This is a genomic window from Methanospirillum stamsii (assembly GCF_003173335.1).
Classification (GTDB): Archaea; Halobacteriota; Methanomicrobia; order Methanomicrobiales; family Methanospirillaceae; genus Methanospirillum; species Methanospirillum stamsii.
The window spans coordinates 68999-85849 of sequence record NZ_QGMZ01000015.1; the positions used below are offsets into that span (position 1 = coordinate 68999).

Here is a 16851-nt window from a genome sequence, read left to right on the forward strand (position 1 = left end):
ACCTTATGCAACACAGTTTGTCAGCTTGTATACCGCTGTGTTCAGGTTGCTTCCATTCTTGAAGATAGGTGCTTTAACCTGTCTCCAGACATCAATCTGATACATAGTTGCCCCGGACTGGTTGGAGTCCCATTCCCGGACCTTCACCGGACCATCACCGATGACACAGGCAAGACCTGCAGCACTACCAATGGTACAAGATTCATCGGTAACTGTGGTTGAGTCGATGAAGATCGGAATGTTGTATCCCGGAATGGTTCCGACACAGCCTGCAAGTGCTGCCGGGTTCCCGGTGCCGACTGCCTTGATTGCGTCGGTTGCCAGGTATGCAGCATGGACCTCTCCGGTCATGAGACAGAAGTCCGGTTTGTTTGGATAGATTGCTGCAACCGCTGTTGCTATGTCCTTGAGCGGGCTGTTGGTTGCAGTTGACCAGACGGCAGAAGCATCAGCGGTCTGTGGTGATGTCTGCAGAGCGGTGATAATCTTCTTGTCAAGGGTCCGGTTCAGTTCATTTGCTGCAGACTGTTTCTGGATTGCAAGCGGGTCGCCTGCCTTGCTCTTATATTGAGCTTCATCAGTTCGTGCCAGGTACACCCGGTCTTTCTTCAGGGAGAAATCCACATAGGTGAAACTGCCGGTTTCGACGTCCACAACTTCAAGTTCGTCAAGGTCTTCATGGACAGACCCCGGTTTGCTGATTGGTATGGTTGCCGTGAGTTCTAGGACCTGTGCATGGGTGAACAGACTGCCCAGGTTGAGCTGAGCGTTTGCCTGTTCGAGAACACCAAGAACGATGTTCTTTGCGTCGAGTGAGCCGGAGATATCGGCTGCAGTTATAATTCCTGGCATTTTAAGCCACCAGTCCTACCCAAAGGGTACCTGTTGCACCTGATCCGAATGCTTCGGTCACGGTTCCAACGAAGATCCGCGGATCCTGGATCTTATCAAGTTCAGTCTGTACTCCGGCCTCTGCATACGATGCAGGAGCATCGAGAGCTACCATGTCAACTGCCTTTGCAATCTTCCCGGTTGACCCAGCGATAACGTTCTGCCATGCTGCAATGGTTGCTGCAGTTGCAGTAACCTCGACCCGGCCCCATACAACCGCCCGGAACTCTACAGCGTCCCCGCTAGCGGCTTCAATGGCTACTGCAAACTTCCCTTTGTCGGTCGCAACAACCGGATCCCATTTCCCGTCAGATTCCAGGTGGACCACGTCGCCCTTGGCTACTGCAGCTCCAGCCGTCAGGACCTGGACAATTGCCTCTTCTCCTTTGATGTCTCCAACTGCCATTATTCAGCACCTCCTGATATCGTGATACTCGGAATCCCGAGTTTCCGGAGCCGGTCTTCATCTGATGCCATCTGTTTGGTGTTGACAAACTCTGCACCGTCTTTGCCTTTCGGCTGTGCTTTGGTGTTTCCATGCTGCAGCATCTTGATTGCAAATGCTCCGGAGTCTGTCTCAAACTCTGTCCGGAGTTTCTTTTCCTCATCTTCGGAATGGGTGAGACCTTTCGGCAGACAGTTTTTCATTTCCGCCCATCGTGCATTCTTCTTCTCTTCTTCGATACTCTTTTTGAGGTTCTCAAACTCTGTGACCTTTGCCTTGAGATCGGTGATCTCCTTGTCTTTTGCAGAGATGAGAGAATCCTTCTCCTGGAGTTTGAGGTTTGCAAACTCCAGTTGTTTGGTGAGTTCTGGATCTGGTGTCATCTTCTTGTCTTCAGGTGCCTGCAGGTTGTTCATTTCAGCAGGCTGCCCGGCTTTTTCAAAGAGCGATACGAGAGATTTCAGCGTGTTGTGAATCTCTGACCATATGCCGGACTGGTCCGGCTTTGTGTTGAGGAACATGGCTTTTGGGTCGTTCGGTTCTGCATGTTCACCCCGGACAAACAACAGGACATGACTGGGTTTGACCTTCCCTACCAGGTGCCCTGTTTCCAACGATGCAGCAGAGAACCCAGTCGAGTGAGCCAGTTTCCCGAGATTGTAGTATTCCTGCACTTTAGGATCAGAGAACTGAATCCGGGAAGTCAGCCGGGGTGTTCCGGACGTATGGACCGTTGACTCGGTGAGTTTTCCGGCCAGCCTGCCGTTAATCCTCGCAAGTTCTGCAGCAGCGTTCTCACGGAGTGCTTTGTCACTTGGGTGTTTCGGTCGGTCGTCGGTTGTGAAAATGAGCGGGACGTTGTCCCATTCGTTTTCAGTTCCTTCAAAATTAGGGACCCCGTAATAGGCCTTCTTCCCGGGTATCCACGGAAGATCTGTAGGGACCCACTGGTCTAGCCCCTGCAGGATTGTTTCATGCCCTTGGGTTGTTTCTGGGAGATGTTCGATGTTCCCGAATTGTGCTTCCGGATGAATAGAATCCGGGTGTGTATCGGGCATACTCTATCGTTTGCTGAACGAGTATTTATTAAGGGGAGGAAATCTGTCAATATATTTCAGGAGTTTATAAACATAGCATATGCTATGGTATGTTTGATGTAACATAGCATGACATATGATATGTTTATGGTAGTGGTGATTGAGAGGGACGGCATCCGGTTCAGGCGTACGTCAGTCGAGGTCAGGGAGGACCTCCATGAGTGGGCAAAAGAGCAGGGAGTAAATATGACCGCGTTATTAAATCGGGCACTGGAAGAGAAGAAGGGGAAGAAAAAATAGATTTATTCGGATGGTTTTGATTTTTTAACGGTTCGCTCGAGCCCTTTGCAGATGAACTCTGACAGGTCGATCTCTTTCACCTGGTCATAGAGATCTTTCGGTATCATGACCTGTCTCCGGACCAGCGGGTTTTTGTCCTGTGCATTCCAGGCTACCACACCGGACCTGGTCCGCTTCCCTTCGTTGTCCTCCGGAAACAGTTTATTTAGGTTGTTTGCAATCTCTGACCAACTCATATCACCTGCATTCGTCCGGATGTAATCCTGTTCACGGTCTGAATATTCTTTTACTGTCATGGTATTTTCTCACCTCTCCGTTTCTTCTTCTCTTTCTGAATCAGAATCGGTTCATCAGGTGCATTCTCGTATTTGCTCCCTGCTTCCTTCCATTTCCTGATATCTTCATCTGACCATTTGTTACTATTATACGGGGCTTTTCCTGATTCAACATCTTCCTCAAACTGTTCCCGCTCGCGGTCGGCTCTGCCGTTGTATTCTGCGAAATGAGGGCCAAGTGTGCATCTACATGACGGATGAGCAGGAATGTCAGGAGCATCATTAATCGGAAACACCTGCAGGTGATACCCAAGACAGACCGGACAACAGCGGTCATCTGGTCCGGCTAACCATTGGACATACTCAATTCCGTCGTTCTTGTATCGGTTGAGTGCCCCCTGGTTGAGAGCGTACATGATCTCGGTTCTGGCTATCCGTTCGGCTGCATATCCGAGAGCAACACCATCAGACTCCATATTCTGGATTATCTCATCTATTCCCTGACCTTTCATCAGCCCGTCGGAGAGGATTGTTAGCATTTTATTTTTAACATCGTCTTCAAGCCCGTCTATAAGATCCAAGTTTCGTTTAACCAATGCATCTATGGCGGCCTTGTTTGGGTCGATATAGATATCGGGTTTTTCATACCCCGGAGGGTCTTCGATCCATACTCCGTTCTCAAAATGCCCGGCCACTTATGCCCCCCGAGGATACTCTTTCAGGTATTGGTCGGCCATGCTATCACCTGCTTCAAATGCCCGTTTCATGTATGCCCTGATGGATTCTGCTTTCTTATTGATCATTTCCTGCCGGAGCGTCCCGGACTCGACAATCATTTCATTCTTTGACTTTCCTTCTTTCGCTAGTGCTGCCATTCTCCGGGCATACGAATTTGTGATATCTTCAATGTCAGCGGTGTATTTTGAGATAATAGAGTCGGCTTTCCCGAGGTCCGGGTCAGTGACGTTTCCGAAAGTTGAGACGGGTCTTGATACCCTCTCTGCTTCTATCTCTGCCCTGGTTGCATCGTCTGCAGGGTTATGGTTCAGGAGTGCCCGCCGTTCGTTCAGGGTCAGGTCATCGTGCCCTTTCTCTACTATCTGGATGTTTTGAGCGGTTTTATCCTGCTGCAGGACCGGGAGTGTGATATCTACATGGTATCCGAGGTATCCGGTTTCATCGAGCCAGACCTGGAAAAGAGATTCGAATGCTTCCTCCAGCCAGGTATGAATGCCGGAGACGTAAGCGGTCATGAGGTCAAAGCCTGCAGTGTCAGAGCCTCCGAGCCTGTTGTCTGATGTTGATATCCATGATGCCGGGCTGAAATGTTCCGTGATCATTTTGTTCAGGGCTTCGATGGTTGCCAGGTTGTCAGCCTGGTCAGTGATATGAGGGTCGACCAGCTCCATATTGTCGCGGAGCGTGAACCCGGTGTCCTTACCCCATTTCTTCAGGAACAGTTTGGCATACTCAACGTCTGATAATTTCCCGCCTCTCTGTTGTGCTGTTTTCGGGCTGGTAATCCGGATGAACAGGAGTGGTGATCCTACTCTCCGGCCCCGCTGCATCTGTGCATTCCAGAGGTAGTCAAGCATCCCCAGGACCGGAATACATGACTGAATGGTAGGTTTGCCCCCGAGGTCGGAGATGACCGGGTCCTGTACCGTGAAGATGTTCCGGACCTGGACCGGTGAGCCGGAAGTGTCAGACTGAATCTGCCAGTATTCTATCTCGTTTTCTTTCGTCAGAATAATGCCCTGCAGGAGCGGGTTACAGGCAGCATACTGTTTTGAGGGTATCTGGTAGAATGACCATGCCGGAAGGTGCCGAAGGTCGGTCAGGATGAACTCGTTGTCTACCCATTCGAAGACCGGGTTAAAGATACCAAGGCCATACCAGAACGAATCATACCATGCCTGTTGTATCCGGGCATTAAGTTTAACATCCTTTGACATCCGTTGTGCCCGGTTTGTCAGGTCCGGATCCTTTTCGCCCTGGTCGTTGAGGATTTCGATCTCGAGTTTTCCCGGGAAGATGAGATTCCTCTGTTTGATTGCTACCCCGTCGCCGTATATGTTCGATGAATATTTCTTGAGTTTCTCAACCGTGACATCCGTCTCTTTCCAGATTCCTCCGGTTGATGAGACCCATACAACCCCTTCAGAGGGTTTCTCTTGTGGTTTTTGTTTTTGTGCTGCCATTATAACCAGCCTCCTTCATCTACATAATCCCCGGCTGTCGGTTCATCAACGGTATCAGCCCCATATTCAGATCCTCCAAGTTCCCAGAGTGCCCAGACAAGGGCATCCATCCGGTCAGGAGATTTCTCTCCGGGTTGCCACGAACACATCTGATCTTCAAGTTCCGGGAAGATTCCAACATGGTGTACTTTACCCTGTTCGTACAGAGCTGCGATTGGTTCGGCCCGAATCGCTTTACCTCTGGTTGCCCTGACTCCGGTATATGGGATGTTTCGGTCGATGCTTCGGAGGTTTGCCTCCACGAGGTCCCCGCCGTTGTTGACTTCACCTATTATCCGGTCGCCCTGGTGCTTGTGGTATGCCTTGATGACTTCCGTTCCCCAGGTGTGAGGGGACCCATGACTCGAATTGTCTCCCAGGACATAGTAATGACCGGCAGCATCGACACCGGCTGTGACTATTCCGGTGTCTGCACTGGATTCTCCGGACGTTACGGCCGGGTCAACTCCGGTTACAATTCTGATTAGGGTAGGGGCTACTGTAACCCGCTGGTTCTCAATCAGGTCATGACTCCAGAGGGCATTCGGGTTATCATCGAGCCATTCCCCGTTTTTGAACCTCCGCATCTTTCGTTCTGATAATGACCCCAGAACGGTCTCGATATAATCATCAGGTAAGTTCTCTGCATTTCCGTCCGGGTTCATCTGCATTTCTGCATAGAGTTCAGGTTTTGGATGAGGAACTTTTGTTTCAGGGTTGATTTTTAAGAAGAAGTATGCATAGAGCCAATGCGTTTTTGTCGGAGGGTTGCAGTCAAAATATACTTTATTGACGAGTTCGGTCTTCTGTGCCAGACGGGTCTCTGCCATGCTGACCGAATGGTAAGGAATCTGGGATGATTCGTTAAAATAGATGGTAGTGTATTCTTTTCCGAGGACTTTCTCAACCCGGTCCTTATCATCCAGTCCGGAGATCCAGATTTCTGAACCGTTCGGAAAGGTAATGAAATAATCCTCTCTGTTCCACTTTACCGGAACTTCCGGAAAACACACCTGCAGGACCTTCGGCAGGGTTTCCATGAATATCGACTGTTTGACGTGATTGAACCTGAACCGGAAGATTATATGTCTGCTTCCGGCCGCTTTTATGGCTCGGATACACATCGCCCTGATAAGAATTAAGGTTTTCCCGGACCTGCTACCCCCATGCAGCATTATCCATTTACAGGGTCCTGCAAGTAATTGAGTTGCTTTCACCTGGTCCGGAGTTTTCTTAAAGCTCTGCATCGTCCTGGTCGATATTTATCTGAATGTTCCCGGAGTGCTCTACTTCCTGCACATCTCTCCACCGGTCCCCCATCCGGTTCTTTGACCAGAACCGTTGAGCCTGGAAATTGGGAGGGATAAACCGAGTCTCTTTCACTTTCTGGACATGTGCTGATTCCCCGGTACCGACAACTACCGCACGGGTTTCCTCAACATAGTACCCCATGCAGCTCTTGAATATGGCATTCTCAACTTTGGCGTTTGCCGGCTCTTTGCCGGTCTTTATGGCTTCCGATAATTCCGGTATCTTCTTTATCCATTCCTGAAGCGTAGAGAGCGATATTCCGAAAGATTCTGATATCTCTTTATTCGTGAATCCTCTCATTGCAAGGGCTTTTGCATGATCCGGATGAATATCTGGATCGTATTTCGTACGTGGGCCACATTTCGCCTTTGGTTTAACCGGTTTCTTTTTCCCGGCCATTACCTGACAACCTCACACCGCTGCCAAGGCACCAGTAATGACAAGTGCCGGGTGTTTTTCCCTTCCCCGAGTTTTACCCGAAGGTGAGCCTGTGTCGGTTGCACGGTCGCCAGTTCACCAGTTACCCCGTCCGGCCAGAGTTTAGCCAATGGGGATTCCTGGTCAGGAGTGTATTTTATCATTGTACACCTGGTGAGGGAATCGAACCCTCTATTGTGCTGCTCCTCGCTTGCAATCCTTTCCAAGTGCCGGTATGCATGAAAGGCATTTTACAGGATGGGTTATTAATATGATTAATTCCGGTCATCTGATGGTTGTACCAGCATTGCATGGCATTTTTCCGTAAGGATTAGACGTGTTTTGCATACCGGGAAATCTCACAATCCGGATTTGACCCGGACCATGAGCCCTTTGTGATGTTCAACTGTCGATACGCCCGCGAGATTGGATCCTAGGCCTAACATGCGGGATACTCTCATCCCGGACCTGAACCGAGTTAATCAGCAAAAATGAGAGTTGTGATTATGCAACAGACCCGCTCTTTTCGATTTTCTCAAGTGTTTCCGGATTGCTGCCATACTTAATGAGTGATGCTGCATCATTTGCATGAATCAGGATCTTTCCGTCCGGATTCACCAGGCAGTAATCCTCATTCCGGAGGAAGGTTCCGCCATCGGTGAGAGTTGCATCCTGGACAACAATGTACCCATTTTCGAGACGTTCAACCACAGGAAGTTCTTTTGTGACGTTCTTTTCGAACGCCATGATAGTTTCAGTCATATTTCTTCTCCTATCGGTTCGTCAGTGTAAAGCCACTCGATACCTGCTCGTTTTGCAAATCCTTTTGCGGCCCGGTCAATCAGATACATGGCTCCAAGAGCCGGGGCTGATGCAAATGCCAGAGTTATCCAGGACTCATTCACGTCAATGCCTTGAGTTAGTCCGTATACCCCGATTACAAGCCCTGTGACAACTGCGACTAGGATTTTCCGGGTGCACCATTGTGCATTTGATGCATAGTACCCGGCCAGGATATACAGTGCAATTGGAAGCAGGATTGCAAAAGCCAGTTTTAAAAATTCAACAATTTCATTCATGGGGTTAACCCTCCTCCTCTGTCTCGTTTGACACAGATTCATTGGCTGATTCGTTGACGGTTTCCTCTGCTGATGTATCCCAGAGCCAGTCAAAGCCGGCACCAAGTGATTTGTTATCGTCACTGGTCAGGAGTCCGTGGTCATGTCTGCTGTATGCATACTGCATATCGGTGGAGTTGACATCGAACCCGGAATGGATTGAGCCCTTGACATCCTCATACAGATATCCTGACGGGGTTGTGCCACTGACTGAAACACCTACCACAGTATCATCGACAACTACCTGACTCTCGTATGATGTTCCTGGTCCGGAGCCCATGAGCCCCCATAATCCCTCCACTGATTGAGTTTCCGGGTATCTACTGGAAGACGTGTTTCCATATCCGGCTAGGAAATTTGTAGCATCACAGATTGATTCCGGGATATTTGTTTGAGTTGAATACATTCCGACAGAGTCAAACGCGTTGAGCATTCCAAGGGTCTCAACCTGTGTTGAATCACTCTTTTTTATACCCGTTCTACCAAGCGAGAGGATAGTTTGTGATTTTCCGGTCTGTTTGTAGAAATCGTTTGTAGTGCCGAAATGAAAGAGATTATCTGATGTTTCAGAACATTCTTTCGTGTTGATAATGATTGAGCCGCCATTGTGGTAAAGTGATGATGAGATGGTGGCATTTGCCGGGAGAGCAGCAAGGATGACGAGAAACAGCAGGGAAACGAAAACGAGGATTAGCAGTTTTGACATGTTATTTCCCGAACGGGCACACCCGTTTGATGAAATCAAGTGCCTTCTGGTGTAGTTTTTTGTTCTTTTTTTCCGCTGCTTTTTGAGCTGCCGTTAATTCAATCTCTGAATAGTCGGCTTCGAGTAAGCCGCCTGATGTCATACTGTTTTATTAATCGAGGGCTGAAATAGAGTTTTTGTGAGAATAGAGATAAGAACAATAACTACACGATAGACAATAATACTCGTTGTTGTTCTCTTTGTTCTTGCAGCTTTTTTGATTTTACAAGGCGTTTTATTCGTTGGTAACAATAAGAATAAGAATAATCCATAGCAGATATTACCTGGTTCTGGCTGCTTTTCGGGTTTTCACGCACATACTCGATAATGTTCACGTCTATCTCTAACATTTTGCCCTCTTCCCTGTCATCTTAACAATTTCTCTTAACAAATTTGGGTACTGTTCAGAATACTTCCCTTCGATTAAATTGAGACCGAATTGTTTCCATTTTTGTTTAAACTCTGGTGTTAAGATGTCCCCCTTGACATCCTCACAGATGATTCTGCCGTCCGGATAATATACGAGGAAATCCCCTACATATTTGGATTTTCTCACAGTTTTGCCATATTCGTCTTTGTATGCAGGTATCAGTTCAAACTCCGGTTGCATTTTAAAATCTTTAATAACGTGAGCCTGTTTCAGGAGTTTTAATTCCTGGTATCGTCGTGCTTCACCTAATGAGGCAAATTTTATACCATCGACAGTTGTTGTTTTTGCCCGGTGGTTTTTGCTGAATCTCATATTTCACGCTCCGTTATCACAACCGGTCTTCCAAACTGCGTAATGATAAAAACATCCGTATATTTTCCGGAACCGTTCGCTTCCGCTGCAAATCGGGTTGCATGCTCAAAATGGTCAAACTGGTGCCGTTCACGTTTCACCTGCCTGGTTTCAGGTTCGTTTGAAAACAAAGTTTGTTGAGTCATTATTCAGACTCCTTAAGCATTTGTAAAAATGCATTATACGCTAGGAATTCATGAGCACCAGAATGATTGCATTGCCGCTTTTGTGGCCCTTCAAACCGCCGGATTATGTGATCCGTCAGGTCCGGCCATGACATATGCTTGAGAGGATTAAACACAGACCGATCATCTATGTACAGATCTGCAGAAATCTTCCGGGTGTCAGTTTCGTATTTTTTTATCCTCTCAGGGCAGTTCTCATTTACCCTGCAATAATTTATCCCGAGTTCGTTCAGTTTCCGGACCATGGCCTCTTCGGCTTTTCCTATCCGGCAGGAATTGATAATGATGCAAAACCCGGAATCATGGAGCCGGTTGATTGATTCAACCGCTTCCGGAATGACTTGACCGGGTTCCGGCCAGTTGCCATCAGTGACAATGATGCCATCGTAATCCACGGATATGACGGTCATTTCTTCTTCTCCAGGTATGGCCTAGCGAAATAATGCATTTCCGCATCTATTGATATCATTTTACCGCATTTTTTGCATTTTGAGAGGTAATCTTCGAATTCGATTTTGTTTGTAGGAGAGAGGGTGTGATTGTGGCACCATGGGCATTCGATAATTCCTACATGTTCGGTATATTGACTAACGCCACATTCTAGACATGGACCAACTCCGGAGTAATATTCTCCACAATTTATGCATCGAGTATTGCTCATGCCGGCACCCCGTTGATTTGTTCATTTGTAAAAGAGAGCATGTTGAAGAGAGATGTTTTCACATCAGAGATAGTTTGCTCATCTTCTCCATATATTGTAAGTCCATATTGCCCCCGGATTAGTTGAAATCGTTTCCATGAGGGGAATATAACCCCAATCAACACAGGGCAACCTGATATAATATCATTCTCAAGATAACAAGCCCACATCCCATTCTGCCCATATGATGCAGCGTTTTTTAAACCATTCCAAGTTCTGTTAGATATGCACCCTGTAATGAAATGACAAATCATACCGGAACCTCCCGGAGATAGTTTTCGAGGACTTGAAGTGCCGGGTCCGGAAGGACACATACCGCCGATATGCAAACGGTTTCCTGTCCGAATATTTTCAGGAGCAGCCACAAAAACCACATGCAGAGCGTTTCCCGTATCATTCATACCCTCCTTCAGAATCAAATATTTCCTGGCTGAAATGTTCACAGTCCTGACAGTCGTAAGGATACCACGGACATTTTGAGTGTTCTTTACTACAATACATATCAGAACTCATTTTTTCATCCTCTCCCATTTCGTAGGTTGTCCGTCATACGGGCAATACTCAGGTGAATCATAGTCACACATCACTTTGAGAAAACATGGGTCGGGATCACCCCCGAATTTAAGGCATTTATTACACCGGTATTTTATCATACGAAATGCCCCCCGGACCACAGTGTCTGAATGTGGTGCATCGCTTTAGCCGATATATTCTGGATGGTTATCATCCGGCCATGTTCGGACCATGCGACCTCGTACCCCTGGTCAGCGGTCCCGGAACTCCTGGCGATATGTTCGACTACAACAAGGGCTTTTTGGCTTACTGGCAAGGTATCTATCCGGTCGGGTGAAACGAGGGTAACAGGTATCATTCCTGCACCTCGTTTTCGCAAAGGCAGAACCATTCCGGTGATGTGGTTGACACTGGCCGGACCACCAGAGGCCAGCCGGATGTCTCGATTTGAGACACGTAAATTTCGTCTGAATCTATCTTGTCGAGCAACTCCTGCAGGTGTGCTTTCCGGACTTTGCTCGGGACTGAGTACCCATACCCGAGGGTAATTCGTGCAAGGTAGTCAGTGAACCGTTCCAAGATTATTAAAGGGATTAACTGTACCATTTCATTCACTCCGGTTTGATTATCATCACTCCGGATGAATCCACCCGGATTATTTCGTATTTTTGTTCGGGGACTGAAGAGGCGTCGAATGCAGCACGTTTAAAAAACTGGTCGCGTTCTTTTTGTGAATGAACCCGTTGAGAGTTCATTATTACAATTTTTGAGATATTGACGCTGATATACAGAGGCCGTTCCTGGAATCCGTCCGGGTCTTTGAGCAAGGAACTCATGAAATAACCCTCATATTTTCAAAGTAAGGATCTAAATCATCAGACCATGCATATCCTTCGGTTTTAATCCAGTTTCCTTCTAATTTAAGAGAACATTCGTCCCAAATTGCATTATATCCTAATGCATGACAAAATGATTTTATTCTGGATTCAACGTCTTTCCAAATGAGATAATATTCATGGCAAATATCATAGGCTAATTTAGGGTAACTATCGCTATCATCGTCATCATCAGGAAGATCAGTATCATACAAATCTCCAAGAGTATCTGTTTCAATATAGTACTCTTTTTCATCAACTTTAAGAGAAATTGTGCAATAATCTCCGCAATCTTCCCAAATAATAGAACAAATATTCCATTTCTCTTCAAAGGATTTTTCTCGTTTTTTGTAATATTTATCCAAATAATCCCACATTTTACCGATCGCTGTAAAATGAGAGAGAAAAAGCAGTCTATCAGATTCAGATAAATTAATTTTATCATCAGGAGGAAAATATGCTTTATCTGTATTTTTCAATTCCTGAAACGCTGGAATTGTTCCGGGATAATGCTGATGATAGTTCATGCAATCCCCCGGAGCTTTGCCGCGTTCTCTGTTAGGATATCAAAAATAAATCGTTCCTGCTGGTTCATGGCCCGGACATCATCAGCCTGATGATATGCCATGAGCCAGATCCGTTCCGCCCGTTCCTCCTGCAGGTCATCCAGGACTGTTACCAGAGCCTCATGTTTTTGGATGATGGATTCATCGCCGGTTTGTAGATGCTCTTTTTTGAGTGTAGCCAATGTGGTTTCTGCCTGTTCCAGCAGTCCGGACGGAACGGTGCAGAGTTCCGGAGAGTCACGTTGTGCAATGAGCAGGTCACGAAGCATTGATAGAATATCACTCGCCATCATACACCCACATCAATTCCCCGTTGATCCAGACGAGTTCTGCATGTTCGATGTCTGCATTCATTCCTGCACCGCCTCTTTAATTGCCTGCCAGCAGTCATACAGAATTATCATTCGGATATCTCTGTGTCCTTCTTCGTCCGGACCAGTGAGCCATTCATGGTCTGATAGCAGGTGATCGAAATGTTTGTACTGCTCAAAAACAGATTGGAGAGTCATAATTTCGCTACCTCCCGGCAATGATCAATCAGGGGCGAAAACCAGTACGCCCCGGAGATGAGCAGGTTGAACCGGTTCATATGTGAGAAAACAGGCTCATAATTCAGTTTCAGCCGGTAGAAGTCTTTACCAGCCTGGATAGTTCCCTGCCTGGTGTAACCCTGCAACGAATAAATGTCAGTCTCACGCTGTCCGGATAATAACCGCCTGGCGTCAGATTCTCTAATCCGGAAATGCCGGCCACGACACTTGATACAAAAATCGTCAGAGCCTACCAGCCGGGTTGCTCTCCCTATCTCATTCGGCATCAGACTCACCCCATAACGGAACAGAATTTCTACTTCCAAGCCGGACCCATCCGGATTTCTTCAGTTCACGGGAAACAATCTGATTTCTCCGCCCGAAGGGGTGAGCAGTGAAAAGATTATAAAGGACAGAGAATTTTCCGGGATTTTCCTCAACCTTTCTCCAGACCGTTGAGGCAGGGACAAGTTCAAGAGATCCTTTGATTTCCCGGACTTCTGAAAGGAGAGTCATTCAGAATCCTCCTGTTCATCATCCCCAGAGGGTTTCTGAACGATTATTTTATATCGCCATGACTCTGCTTCGAATTGTGCACGGGTTATTTTCCGCTTTATTTCATCGAGAGAGTCATACACAGACATGAGTTCATTCATCAGGTCTTGTTCTGAATGAACTTCTTCCAGGTGGTGAGAATATGAAACTACAATATCAGCAGCCTTAGAACTCAACCGCCTCTTTTCGAGATAATAAGTGATGTCCCCATCAAACAGGGATTGATATTTATGGATTAAATCTTCGGACAATTGCCCGCTTTCCATGAGTACTTGCCCTGTGATCTGTCCACCTATCCGGAGTACTGATCCGTATTCAAATCCTAACTCTTTAATAAATTCAAATAAATCTCCCTCCTCTCTAACAGAGTTAGTTTTAGGATTTTTGAACTTACGGAGAGACATTCAAAATCCCTCCTATACCTACTACTACTACTACTACTATACGTACTGTACTAGCTAGTACAGTACGTAGAGTGTTCATGCCAGAGAGAGGTTTTTTTGAACTGTATATATAGTCCAATATACTATCTATGCAGTTTTGGTTTGTTTTTGATAAAGGAGAAATAATAATAGATAACACTGTACTACAGTAATTAAAAGAGGTCATTGTTGACCTCCCTGATACTTGTATTTCTCCTCTATTTTCCTGTAAATCGTTTCAGATGAGACAATTGTTGTCTCAAGAATCCAGTCCCAGGACTTGCCTCGTTTCTCATCCGTTACATCGTTCGCAATACAAAACTCTGCGAATTTCTCCGCTTTGTCCAATACCGCTTCGTGAAGTATCGAGTAATTCCGGATGAGGTCAATGACCGGATCCTGTCGGTATCCTCCTCCACCTTTTCCCCCTTTGTTTCCTCCTCCACCCCATCCGGACTTATCATACTCTCCATTCTCGTCGACGGGATTGATATCGTTGAAAGTTGTTGAGGTCTCAAATCTCAGTTTGACCAGTTGACCGTCTTTCAGGTTACTGATTTTCTCAACGGCTTTTCCAGATACGGAGAACCATTCCTCTTTCCCATTGTTGGTCCGAATGAGAGCCTTATTTCCATCTCTCCGGATGAGTTGAATTTTATATTTCCCATCATCCACCGGAGGTGCAGTGGGTTTCTGTTCGGCAGGTTTCTCCTCCTGCTTTGGTTTCTCTGCCGGAGGTTTTGCAGGTTGTTCAGCGGCTTTAGCCTGACTGACCGGGTTCTGAGTTGGTGCAGATGTGACAGGTTTCTGGTCCGGAGGAAACTGAAGACTGATAAGTCTCTCACCCTGCCGGACACAATTCACCGGTGCATCGTTTGTCCTGATATCCGGGTCAACATCAGCGTTTTTGTAACTGTACTCTAAATTGTGGTCCTTGTCAAATCCTGTCAGGAATATCAGCCGGACCATGCACCGGCCCCGGTCGAGGTATGCAATCTTTACCTGGTCCGTGACTCTTGGCCGTTCCTGCTGTGGGACTGCTGCAGCCTCGGTCATCGGGCATCATCCCCCGGAATGAGCAGGCAAACACCCTTGATTTTCGTGACCGTGCAGTTATTCCCATCAGCATCACAACCGAATCTCTCTTCGTAGAGGTTCCGGTGAGCCCTGCACCGGTCGGCCAGGCATTCCATAGGGGTTCCGGACGCCAGGGAGAACGGACAGATCCTGTCATCGGTCATGATGCATCCCTCCGGAACAGACGAGACTGTTTTTTGTCCGGGTTCGCCCGGGACATCACCCGGTCGAGGTCGTCGGTTGGTACTTCTGCCTTTACCATCCGGTGCCGGAGGTTCAGGAGGTCCTCCTCGCGTCTCATAGTAATGCCCCCTGCTTGTGGCGGTTTGCCACATCGAGACCGGTTTCGAATCCCGGACCTATCAGTTTCCTACTAATTTCAGCAAGGGCTTTCTCGACTGCAGTCTGGTTCCCGGCGATAGAGATGCACCCCTCTTCCAGGAGCCAGCCAGGTCCTCCTGGTGGCCGGACTGCCGGAACTCCGATGAGGTTCAGGACATTAATCACTGACTGGATCTGTTCTCTCCTGAGTGGGATTTCAACCAGGTAGTGGTCCGGGTCCGACCGGAGCACCGTGTGCCTGATCATAGTTCCACCTCTGCTGCTTTCTCCGGAGGCTGTGCAACCGGTTCGACATCGTAACCCGTGACAACTTCCTGTGCCGGAATCAGGAACGCTTCATATTGTTTTCCGAAGACGGCTTTGAGTGCGGTCTGATTCGGTACATAGTTTTCTTTGACCTTCTTGACCTCGAGAGCAACCAGCATATTCCAGTCGTCCTCATGTCGCCGGATCTTGTCCATGTCCGGTTTCCGGTTCTGTTTTTGGATTATTGACTTTACCTTGTATCCGGCCTCTTCCAGGGTTCCGGCGTCTACATGCTCCTGAATTATTCTATCTTTTGCATCGTTGAGTTGCTTTATCTCTTCGTAGAGTCCGGCGAGTTCAGCGTCTAGTGCCTGGTGTCGGTCTTTGATATCCTGCTCTATTTCACCGATTTTTATTTTCAGTCTGAACGCGTGCTGGAGGTCCTCATAAATTTCTATCGAGGGTTGTTTCATCGCCTTGTTTTCGGCGACTGCAGCCCGGCATTCTGCAAACAGTCCGGTTAATGCTGACTGGCTCATGCCATTGCCTCCCGGAGCTGGTGGCATTTCGTGATAAATTCCGTGTATGCTTCCTGTTCATGCTGGCTTTGTTCCTTGTTGCGTTGGAACAGCAGGAGCATTTTGTCCAGCATCTCTGATTTTTTCTCGGATTTTTCGATAATCTCCCAGGCTTCATGGAGGGCTGACCATTCCCCGAATAGCCGTCCACGCTCATAATCAGAGGCAATAACTGTGATGAGCCCCTCTTCCTCTGCTGCATCAACGATATGCTTCCCGAACCGGTGAGCAAGTTCATCCCTGGTGGCAACGGATATGACACGGTGCTCCATCTATTCCCCCTCCTGCAGGCTCTTCCGGTACATCCGGAGGCAGTCACGGGTCTGTAAATAATCTTTTCCGGCAGATGCACACTTACCCTTCCGGCCAGCAAAGCAGAACGTGTGGCACATGACCTGCATGTCGTGATGGTCCTGGACGGTTAACATTCAGACATCACCACCCAGGTGCCGTCCGCGACACATTCGTCTGCAAGTGGCTTTCCTACGACTCTGGTGAGCCATTCGAGATCGTCAGGGTAAATTTGAACCCCGCGTATCCTGGCTTCATTCTCCGGAGAGTTTTTCAGGGTTCGGTCCAATACATTAGTACCAGTCTGACTGGTGTTTCCTGCCGTCTGGTTCGTGGTAGTTCCGGGGCAGGACTCGTTAATTTTTTTCATGCTGTTACACCCTTTTGGGATAACTCTAGGCCGATCTTTTC

The 16851-nt window shown here is 47.5% G+C and carries 36 protein-coding genes; 1 reads left to right on the forward strand and 35 read right to left on the reverse strand.

Annotated features, from left to right (window positions below):
- Positions 1-3: 3 nt before the first annotated feature.
- The 3 genes from DLD82_RS07920 to DLD82_RS07930 are packed head-to-tail and all read right to left on the reverse strand — an operon-like array spanning position 4 to position 2394.
- The gene (locus DLD82_RS07920; protein WP_109940576.1) at positions 4-852 is read right to left on the reverse strand and encodes a hypothetical protein; all 849 of its coding nucleotides are present in this window, start codon (positions 850-852) and stop codon (positions 4-6) included.
- A gap of 1 nt (position 853) precedes the next feature.
- The gene (locus DLD82_RS07925; RefSeq protein ID WP_109940577.1) at positions 854-1297 is read right to left on the reverse strand and encodes a hypothetical protein; all 444 of its coding nucleotides are present in this window, start codon (positions 1295-1297) and stop codon (positions 854-856) included.
- Positions 1297-2394, reverse strand: coding sequence for a hypothetical protein (locus DLD82_RS07930; protein WP_109940578.1), 1098 nt, complete (start codon positions 2392-2394; stop codon positions 1297-1299). The genes DLD82_RS07925 and DLD82_RS07930 overlap by 1 nt, the downstream gene beginning before the upstream one ends.
- A gap of 108 nt (positions 2395-2502) precedes the next feature.
- Between DLD82_RS07930 and DLD82_RS18510 the strand changes: the two genes are divergently transcribed.
- Entirely contained in the window at positions 2503-2673 is a 171-nt protein-coding gene (locus DLD82_RS18510; RefSeq protein ID WP_219968317.1) for a hypothetical protein, read from the forward strand.
- 2 nt (positions 2674-2675) lie between these two features.
- On the opposite strand, the gene DLD82_RS07935 is transcribed toward DLD82_RS18510, so the two are convergent.
- From DLD82_RS07935 to DLD82_RS08070, 32 genes are all read right to left on the reverse strand, one after another.
- The gene (locus tag DLD82_RS07935) at positions 2676-2969 is read right to left on the reverse strand and encodes a hypothetical protein (protein ID WP_109940579.1); all 294 of its coding nucleotides are present in this window, start codon (positions 2967-2969) and stop codon (positions 2676-2678) included.
- Positions 2966-3643 (reverse strand): minor capsid protein, encoded by a 678-nt coding sequence (locus DLD82_RS07940; RefSeq protein ID WP_109940580.1) that lies wholly within the window; start codon positions 3641-3643, stop codon positions 2966-2968. Before DLD82_RS07940 ends, DLD82_RS07935 begins: the two co-directional genes overlap by 4 nt.
- On the reverse strand, positions 3644-5149 hold the full coding sequence (locus DLD82_RS07945) for a hypothetical protein (protein ID WP_109940581.1): 1506 nt from the start codon (positions 5147-5149) through the stop codon (positions 3644-3646). It abuts the gene before it with no gap.
- The gene (locus DLD82_RS07950; RefSeq protein WP_109940582.1) at positions 5149-6435 is read right to left on the reverse strand and encodes a phage terminase large subunit; all 1287 of its coding nucleotides are present in this window, start codon (positions 6433-6435) and stop codon (positions 5149-5151) included. Before DLD82_RS07950 ends, DLD82_RS07945 begins: the two co-directional genes overlap by 1 nt.
- Positions 6422-6898 carry a helix-turn-helix domain-containing protein gene (locus DLD82_RS07955; RefSeq protein WP_109940583.1) on the reverse strand — a complete coding sequence of 159 codons (477 nt, stop codon included), beginning with the start codon at positions 6896-6898 and terminating at the stop codon, positions 6422-6424. Before DLD82_RS07955 ends, DLD82_RS07950 begins: the two co-directional genes overlap by 14 nt.
- Positions 6898-7080: a hypothetical protein gene (locus DLD82_RS07960; RefSeq protein ID WP_109940584.1), complete on the reverse strand. Its 183-nt coding sequence runs from the start codon at positions 7078-7080 to the stop codon at positions 6898-6900. The genes DLD82_RS07955 and DLD82_RS07960 overlap by 1 nt, the downstream gene beginning before the upstream one ends.
- Positions 7081-7420: 340 nt before the next feature.
- Positions 7421-7678, reverse strand: a complete 258-nt coding sequence (locus DLD82_RS07965) for a hypothetical protein (protein ID WP_109940585.1) — start codon at positions 7676-7678, stop codon at positions 7421-7423.
- Positions 7675-7995 carry a hypothetical protein gene (locus DLD82_RS07970; protein ID WP_109940586.1) on the reverse strand — a complete coding sequence of 107 codons (321 nt, stop codon included), beginning with the start codon at positions 7993-7995 and terminating at the stop codon, positions 7675-7677. The genes DLD82_RS07965 and DLD82_RS07970 overlap by 4 nt, the downstream gene beginning before the upstream one ends.
- Before the next feature lie 4 nt (positions 7996-7999).
- A complete protein-coding gene (locus tag DLD82_RS07975; RefSeq protein WP_109940587.1) occupies positions 8000-8740 on the reverse strand; it encodes a hypothetical protein in 741 nt (246 codons plus the stop codon).
- 1 nt (position 8741) lies between these two features.
- Positions 8742-8882 carry a hypothetical protein gene (locus DLD82_RS18515; protein WP_181391317.1) on the reverse strand — a complete coding sequence of 47 codons (141 nt, stop codon included), beginning with the start codon at positions 8880-8882 and terminating at the stop codon, positions 8742-8744.
- 61 nt (positions 8883-8943) lie between these two features.
- The gene (locus tag DLD82_RS19550) at positions 8944-9129 is read right to left on the reverse strand and encodes a winged helix-turn-helix domain-containing protein (protein WP_109940588.1); all 186 of its coding nucleotides are present in this window, start codon (positions 9127-9129) and stop codon (positions 8944-8946) included.
- A complete protein-coding gene (locus DLD82_RS07985; RefSeq protein ID WP_109940589.1) occupies positions 9123-9521 on the reverse strand; it encodes a DUF1064 domain-containing protein in 399 nt (132 codons plus the stop codon). The genes DLD82_RS19550 and DLD82_RS07985 overlap by 7 nt, the downstream gene beginning before the upstream one ends.
- Positions 9518-9706 (reverse strand): hypothetical protein, encoded by a 189-nt coding sequence (locus DLD82_RS07990; RefSeq protein ID WP_109940590.1) that lies wholly within the window; start codon positions 9704-9706, stop codon positions 9518-9520. The genes DLD82_RS07985 and DLD82_RS07990 overlap by 4 nt, the downstream gene beginning before the upstream one ends.
- Positions 9706-10155 carry an HAD family hydrolase gene (locus DLD82_RS07995; RefSeq protein WP_109940591.1) on the reverse strand — a complete coding sequence of 150 codons (450 nt, stop codon included), beginning with the start codon at positions 10153-10155 and terminating at the stop codon, positions 9706-9708. The genes DLD82_RS07990 and DLD82_RS07995 overlap by 1 nt, the downstream gene beginning before the upstream one ends.
- On the reverse strand, positions 10152-10406 hold the full coding sequence (locus DLD82_RS18520; protein WP_181391318.1) for a hypothetical protein: 255 nt from the start codon (positions 10404-10406) through the stop codon (positions 10152-10154). The genes DLD82_RS07995 and DLD82_RS18520 overlap by 4 nt, the downstream gene beginning before the upstream one ends.
- Entirely contained in the window at positions 10403-10846 is a 444-nt protein-coding gene (locus DLD82_RS08000; protein WP_109940592.1) for a hypothetical protein, read from the reverse strand. Before DLD82_RS08000 ends, DLD82_RS18520 begins: the two co-directional genes overlap by 4 nt.
- A gap of 248 nt (positions 10847-11094) precedes the next feature.
- Positions 11095-11316 (reverse strand): hypothetical protein, encoded by a 222-nt coding sequence (locus DLD82_RS08005; protein WP_109940593.1) that lies wholly within the window; start codon positions 11314-11316, stop codon positions 11095-11097.
- Complete coding sequence (locus DLD82_RS08010) at positions 11313-11564, reverse strand: hypothetical protein (RefSeq protein WP_146199730.1); 252 nt, start codon at positions 11562-11564, stop codon at positions 11313-11315. Before DLD82_RS08010 ends, DLD82_RS08005 begins: the two co-directional genes overlap by 4 nt.
- Before the next feature lie 5 nt (positions 11565-11569).
- Positions 11570-11794 carry a hypothetical protein gene (locus DLD82_RS08015; RefSeq protein ID WP_109940595.1) on the reverse strand — a complete coding sequence of 75 codons (225 nt, stop codon included), beginning with the start codon at positions 11792-11794 and terminating at the stop codon, positions 11570-11572.
- A complete protein-coding gene (locus tag DLD82_RS08020) occupies positions 11791-12360 on the reverse strand; it encodes a hypothetical protein (protein WP_109940596.1) in 570 nt (189 codons plus the stop codon). The genes DLD82_RS08015 and DLD82_RS08020 overlap by 4 nt, the downstream gene beginning before the upstream one ends.
- A complete protein-coding gene (locus tag DLD82_RS08025; protein ID WP_109940597.1) occupies positions 12357-12692 on the reverse strand; it encodes a hypothetical protein in 336 nt (111 codons plus the stop codon). Before DLD82_RS08025 ends, DLD82_RS08020 begins: the two co-directional genes overlap by 4 nt.
- Before the next feature lie 57 nt (positions 12693-12749).
- The gene (locus tag DLD82_RS18525) at positions 12750-12908 is read right to left on the reverse strand and encodes a hypothetical protein (RefSeq protein ID WP_181391319.1); all 159 of its coding nucleotides are present in this window, start codon (positions 12906-12908) and stop codon (positions 12750-12752) included.
- On the reverse strand, positions 12905-13216 hold the full coding sequence (locus DLD82_RS08030) for a hypothetical protein (protein WP_109940598.1): 312 nt from the start codon (positions 13214-13216) through the stop codon (positions 12905-12907). The genes DLD82_RS18525 and DLD82_RS08030 overlap by 4 nt, the downstream gene beginning before the upstream one ends.
- Complete coding sequence (locus DLD82_RS08035) at positions 13206-13445, reverse strand: hypothetical protein (protein WP_109940599.1); 240 nt, start codon at positions 13443-13445, stop codon at positions 13206-13208. The genes DLD82_RS08030 and DLD82_RS08035 overlap by 11 nt, the downstream gene beginning before the upstream one ends.
- Positions 13442-13888, reverse strand: a complete 447-nt coding sequence (locus tag DLD82_RS08040; protein ID WP_109940600.1) for a hypothetical protein — start codon at positions 13886-13888, stop codon at positions 13442-13444. Before DLD82_RS08040 ends, DLD82_RS08035 begins: the two co-directional genes overlap by 4 nt.
- A gap of 201 nt (positions 13889-14089) precedes the next feature.
- Positions 14090-14962 carry a hypothetical protein gene (locus DLD82_RS08045; protein ID WP_109940601.1) on the reverse strand — a complete coding sequence of 291 codons (873 nt, stop codon included), beginning with the start codon at positions 14960-14962 and terminating at the stop codon, positions 14090-14092.
- Entirely contained in the window at positions 14959-15318 is a 360-nt protein-coding gene (locus tag DLD82_RS18235) for a hypothetical protein (protein WP_146199731.1), read from the reverse strand. The genes DLD82_RS08045 and DLD82_RS18235 overlap by 4 nt, the downstream gene beginning before the upstream one ends.
- A complete protein-coding gene (locus tag DLD82_RS08055; RefSeq protein ID WP_109940603.1) occupies positions 15281-15571 on the reverse strand; it encodes a hypothetical protein in 291 nt (96 codons plus the stop codon). Before DLD82_RS08055 ends, DLD82_RS18235 begins: the two co-directional genes overlap by 38 nt.
- Positions 15568-16110 carry a hypothetical protein gene (locus DLD82_RS08060; protein WP_109940604.1) on the reverse strand — a complete coding sequence of 181 codons (543 nt, stop codon included), beginning with the start codon at positions 16108-16110 and terminating at the stop codon, positions 15568-15570. The genes DLD82_RS08055 and DLD82_RS08060 overlap by 4 nt, the downstream gene beginning before the upstream one ends.
- A complete protein-coding gene (locus DLD82_RS08065) occupies positions 16107-16421 on the reverse strand; it encodes a hypothetical protein (RefSeq protein WP_109940605.1) in 315 nt (104 codons plus the stop codon). The genes DLD82_RS08060 and DLD82_RS08065 overlap by 4 nt, the downstream gene beginning before the upstream one ends.
- Positions 16422-16577: a hypothetical protein gene (locus DLD82_RS18530; protein ID WP_181391320.1), complete on the reverse strand. Its 156-nt coding sequence runs from the start codon at positions 16575-16577 to the stop codon at positions 16422-16424.
- Positions 16571-16810, reverse strand: a complete 240-nt coding sequence (locus DLD82_RS08070; protein ID WP_109940606.1) for a hypothetical protein — start codon at positions 16808-16810, stop codon at positions 16571-16573. Before DLD82_RS08070 ends, DLD82_RS18530 begins: the two co-directional genes overlap by 7 nt.
- Positions 16811-16851 lie beyond the last annotated feature (41 nt).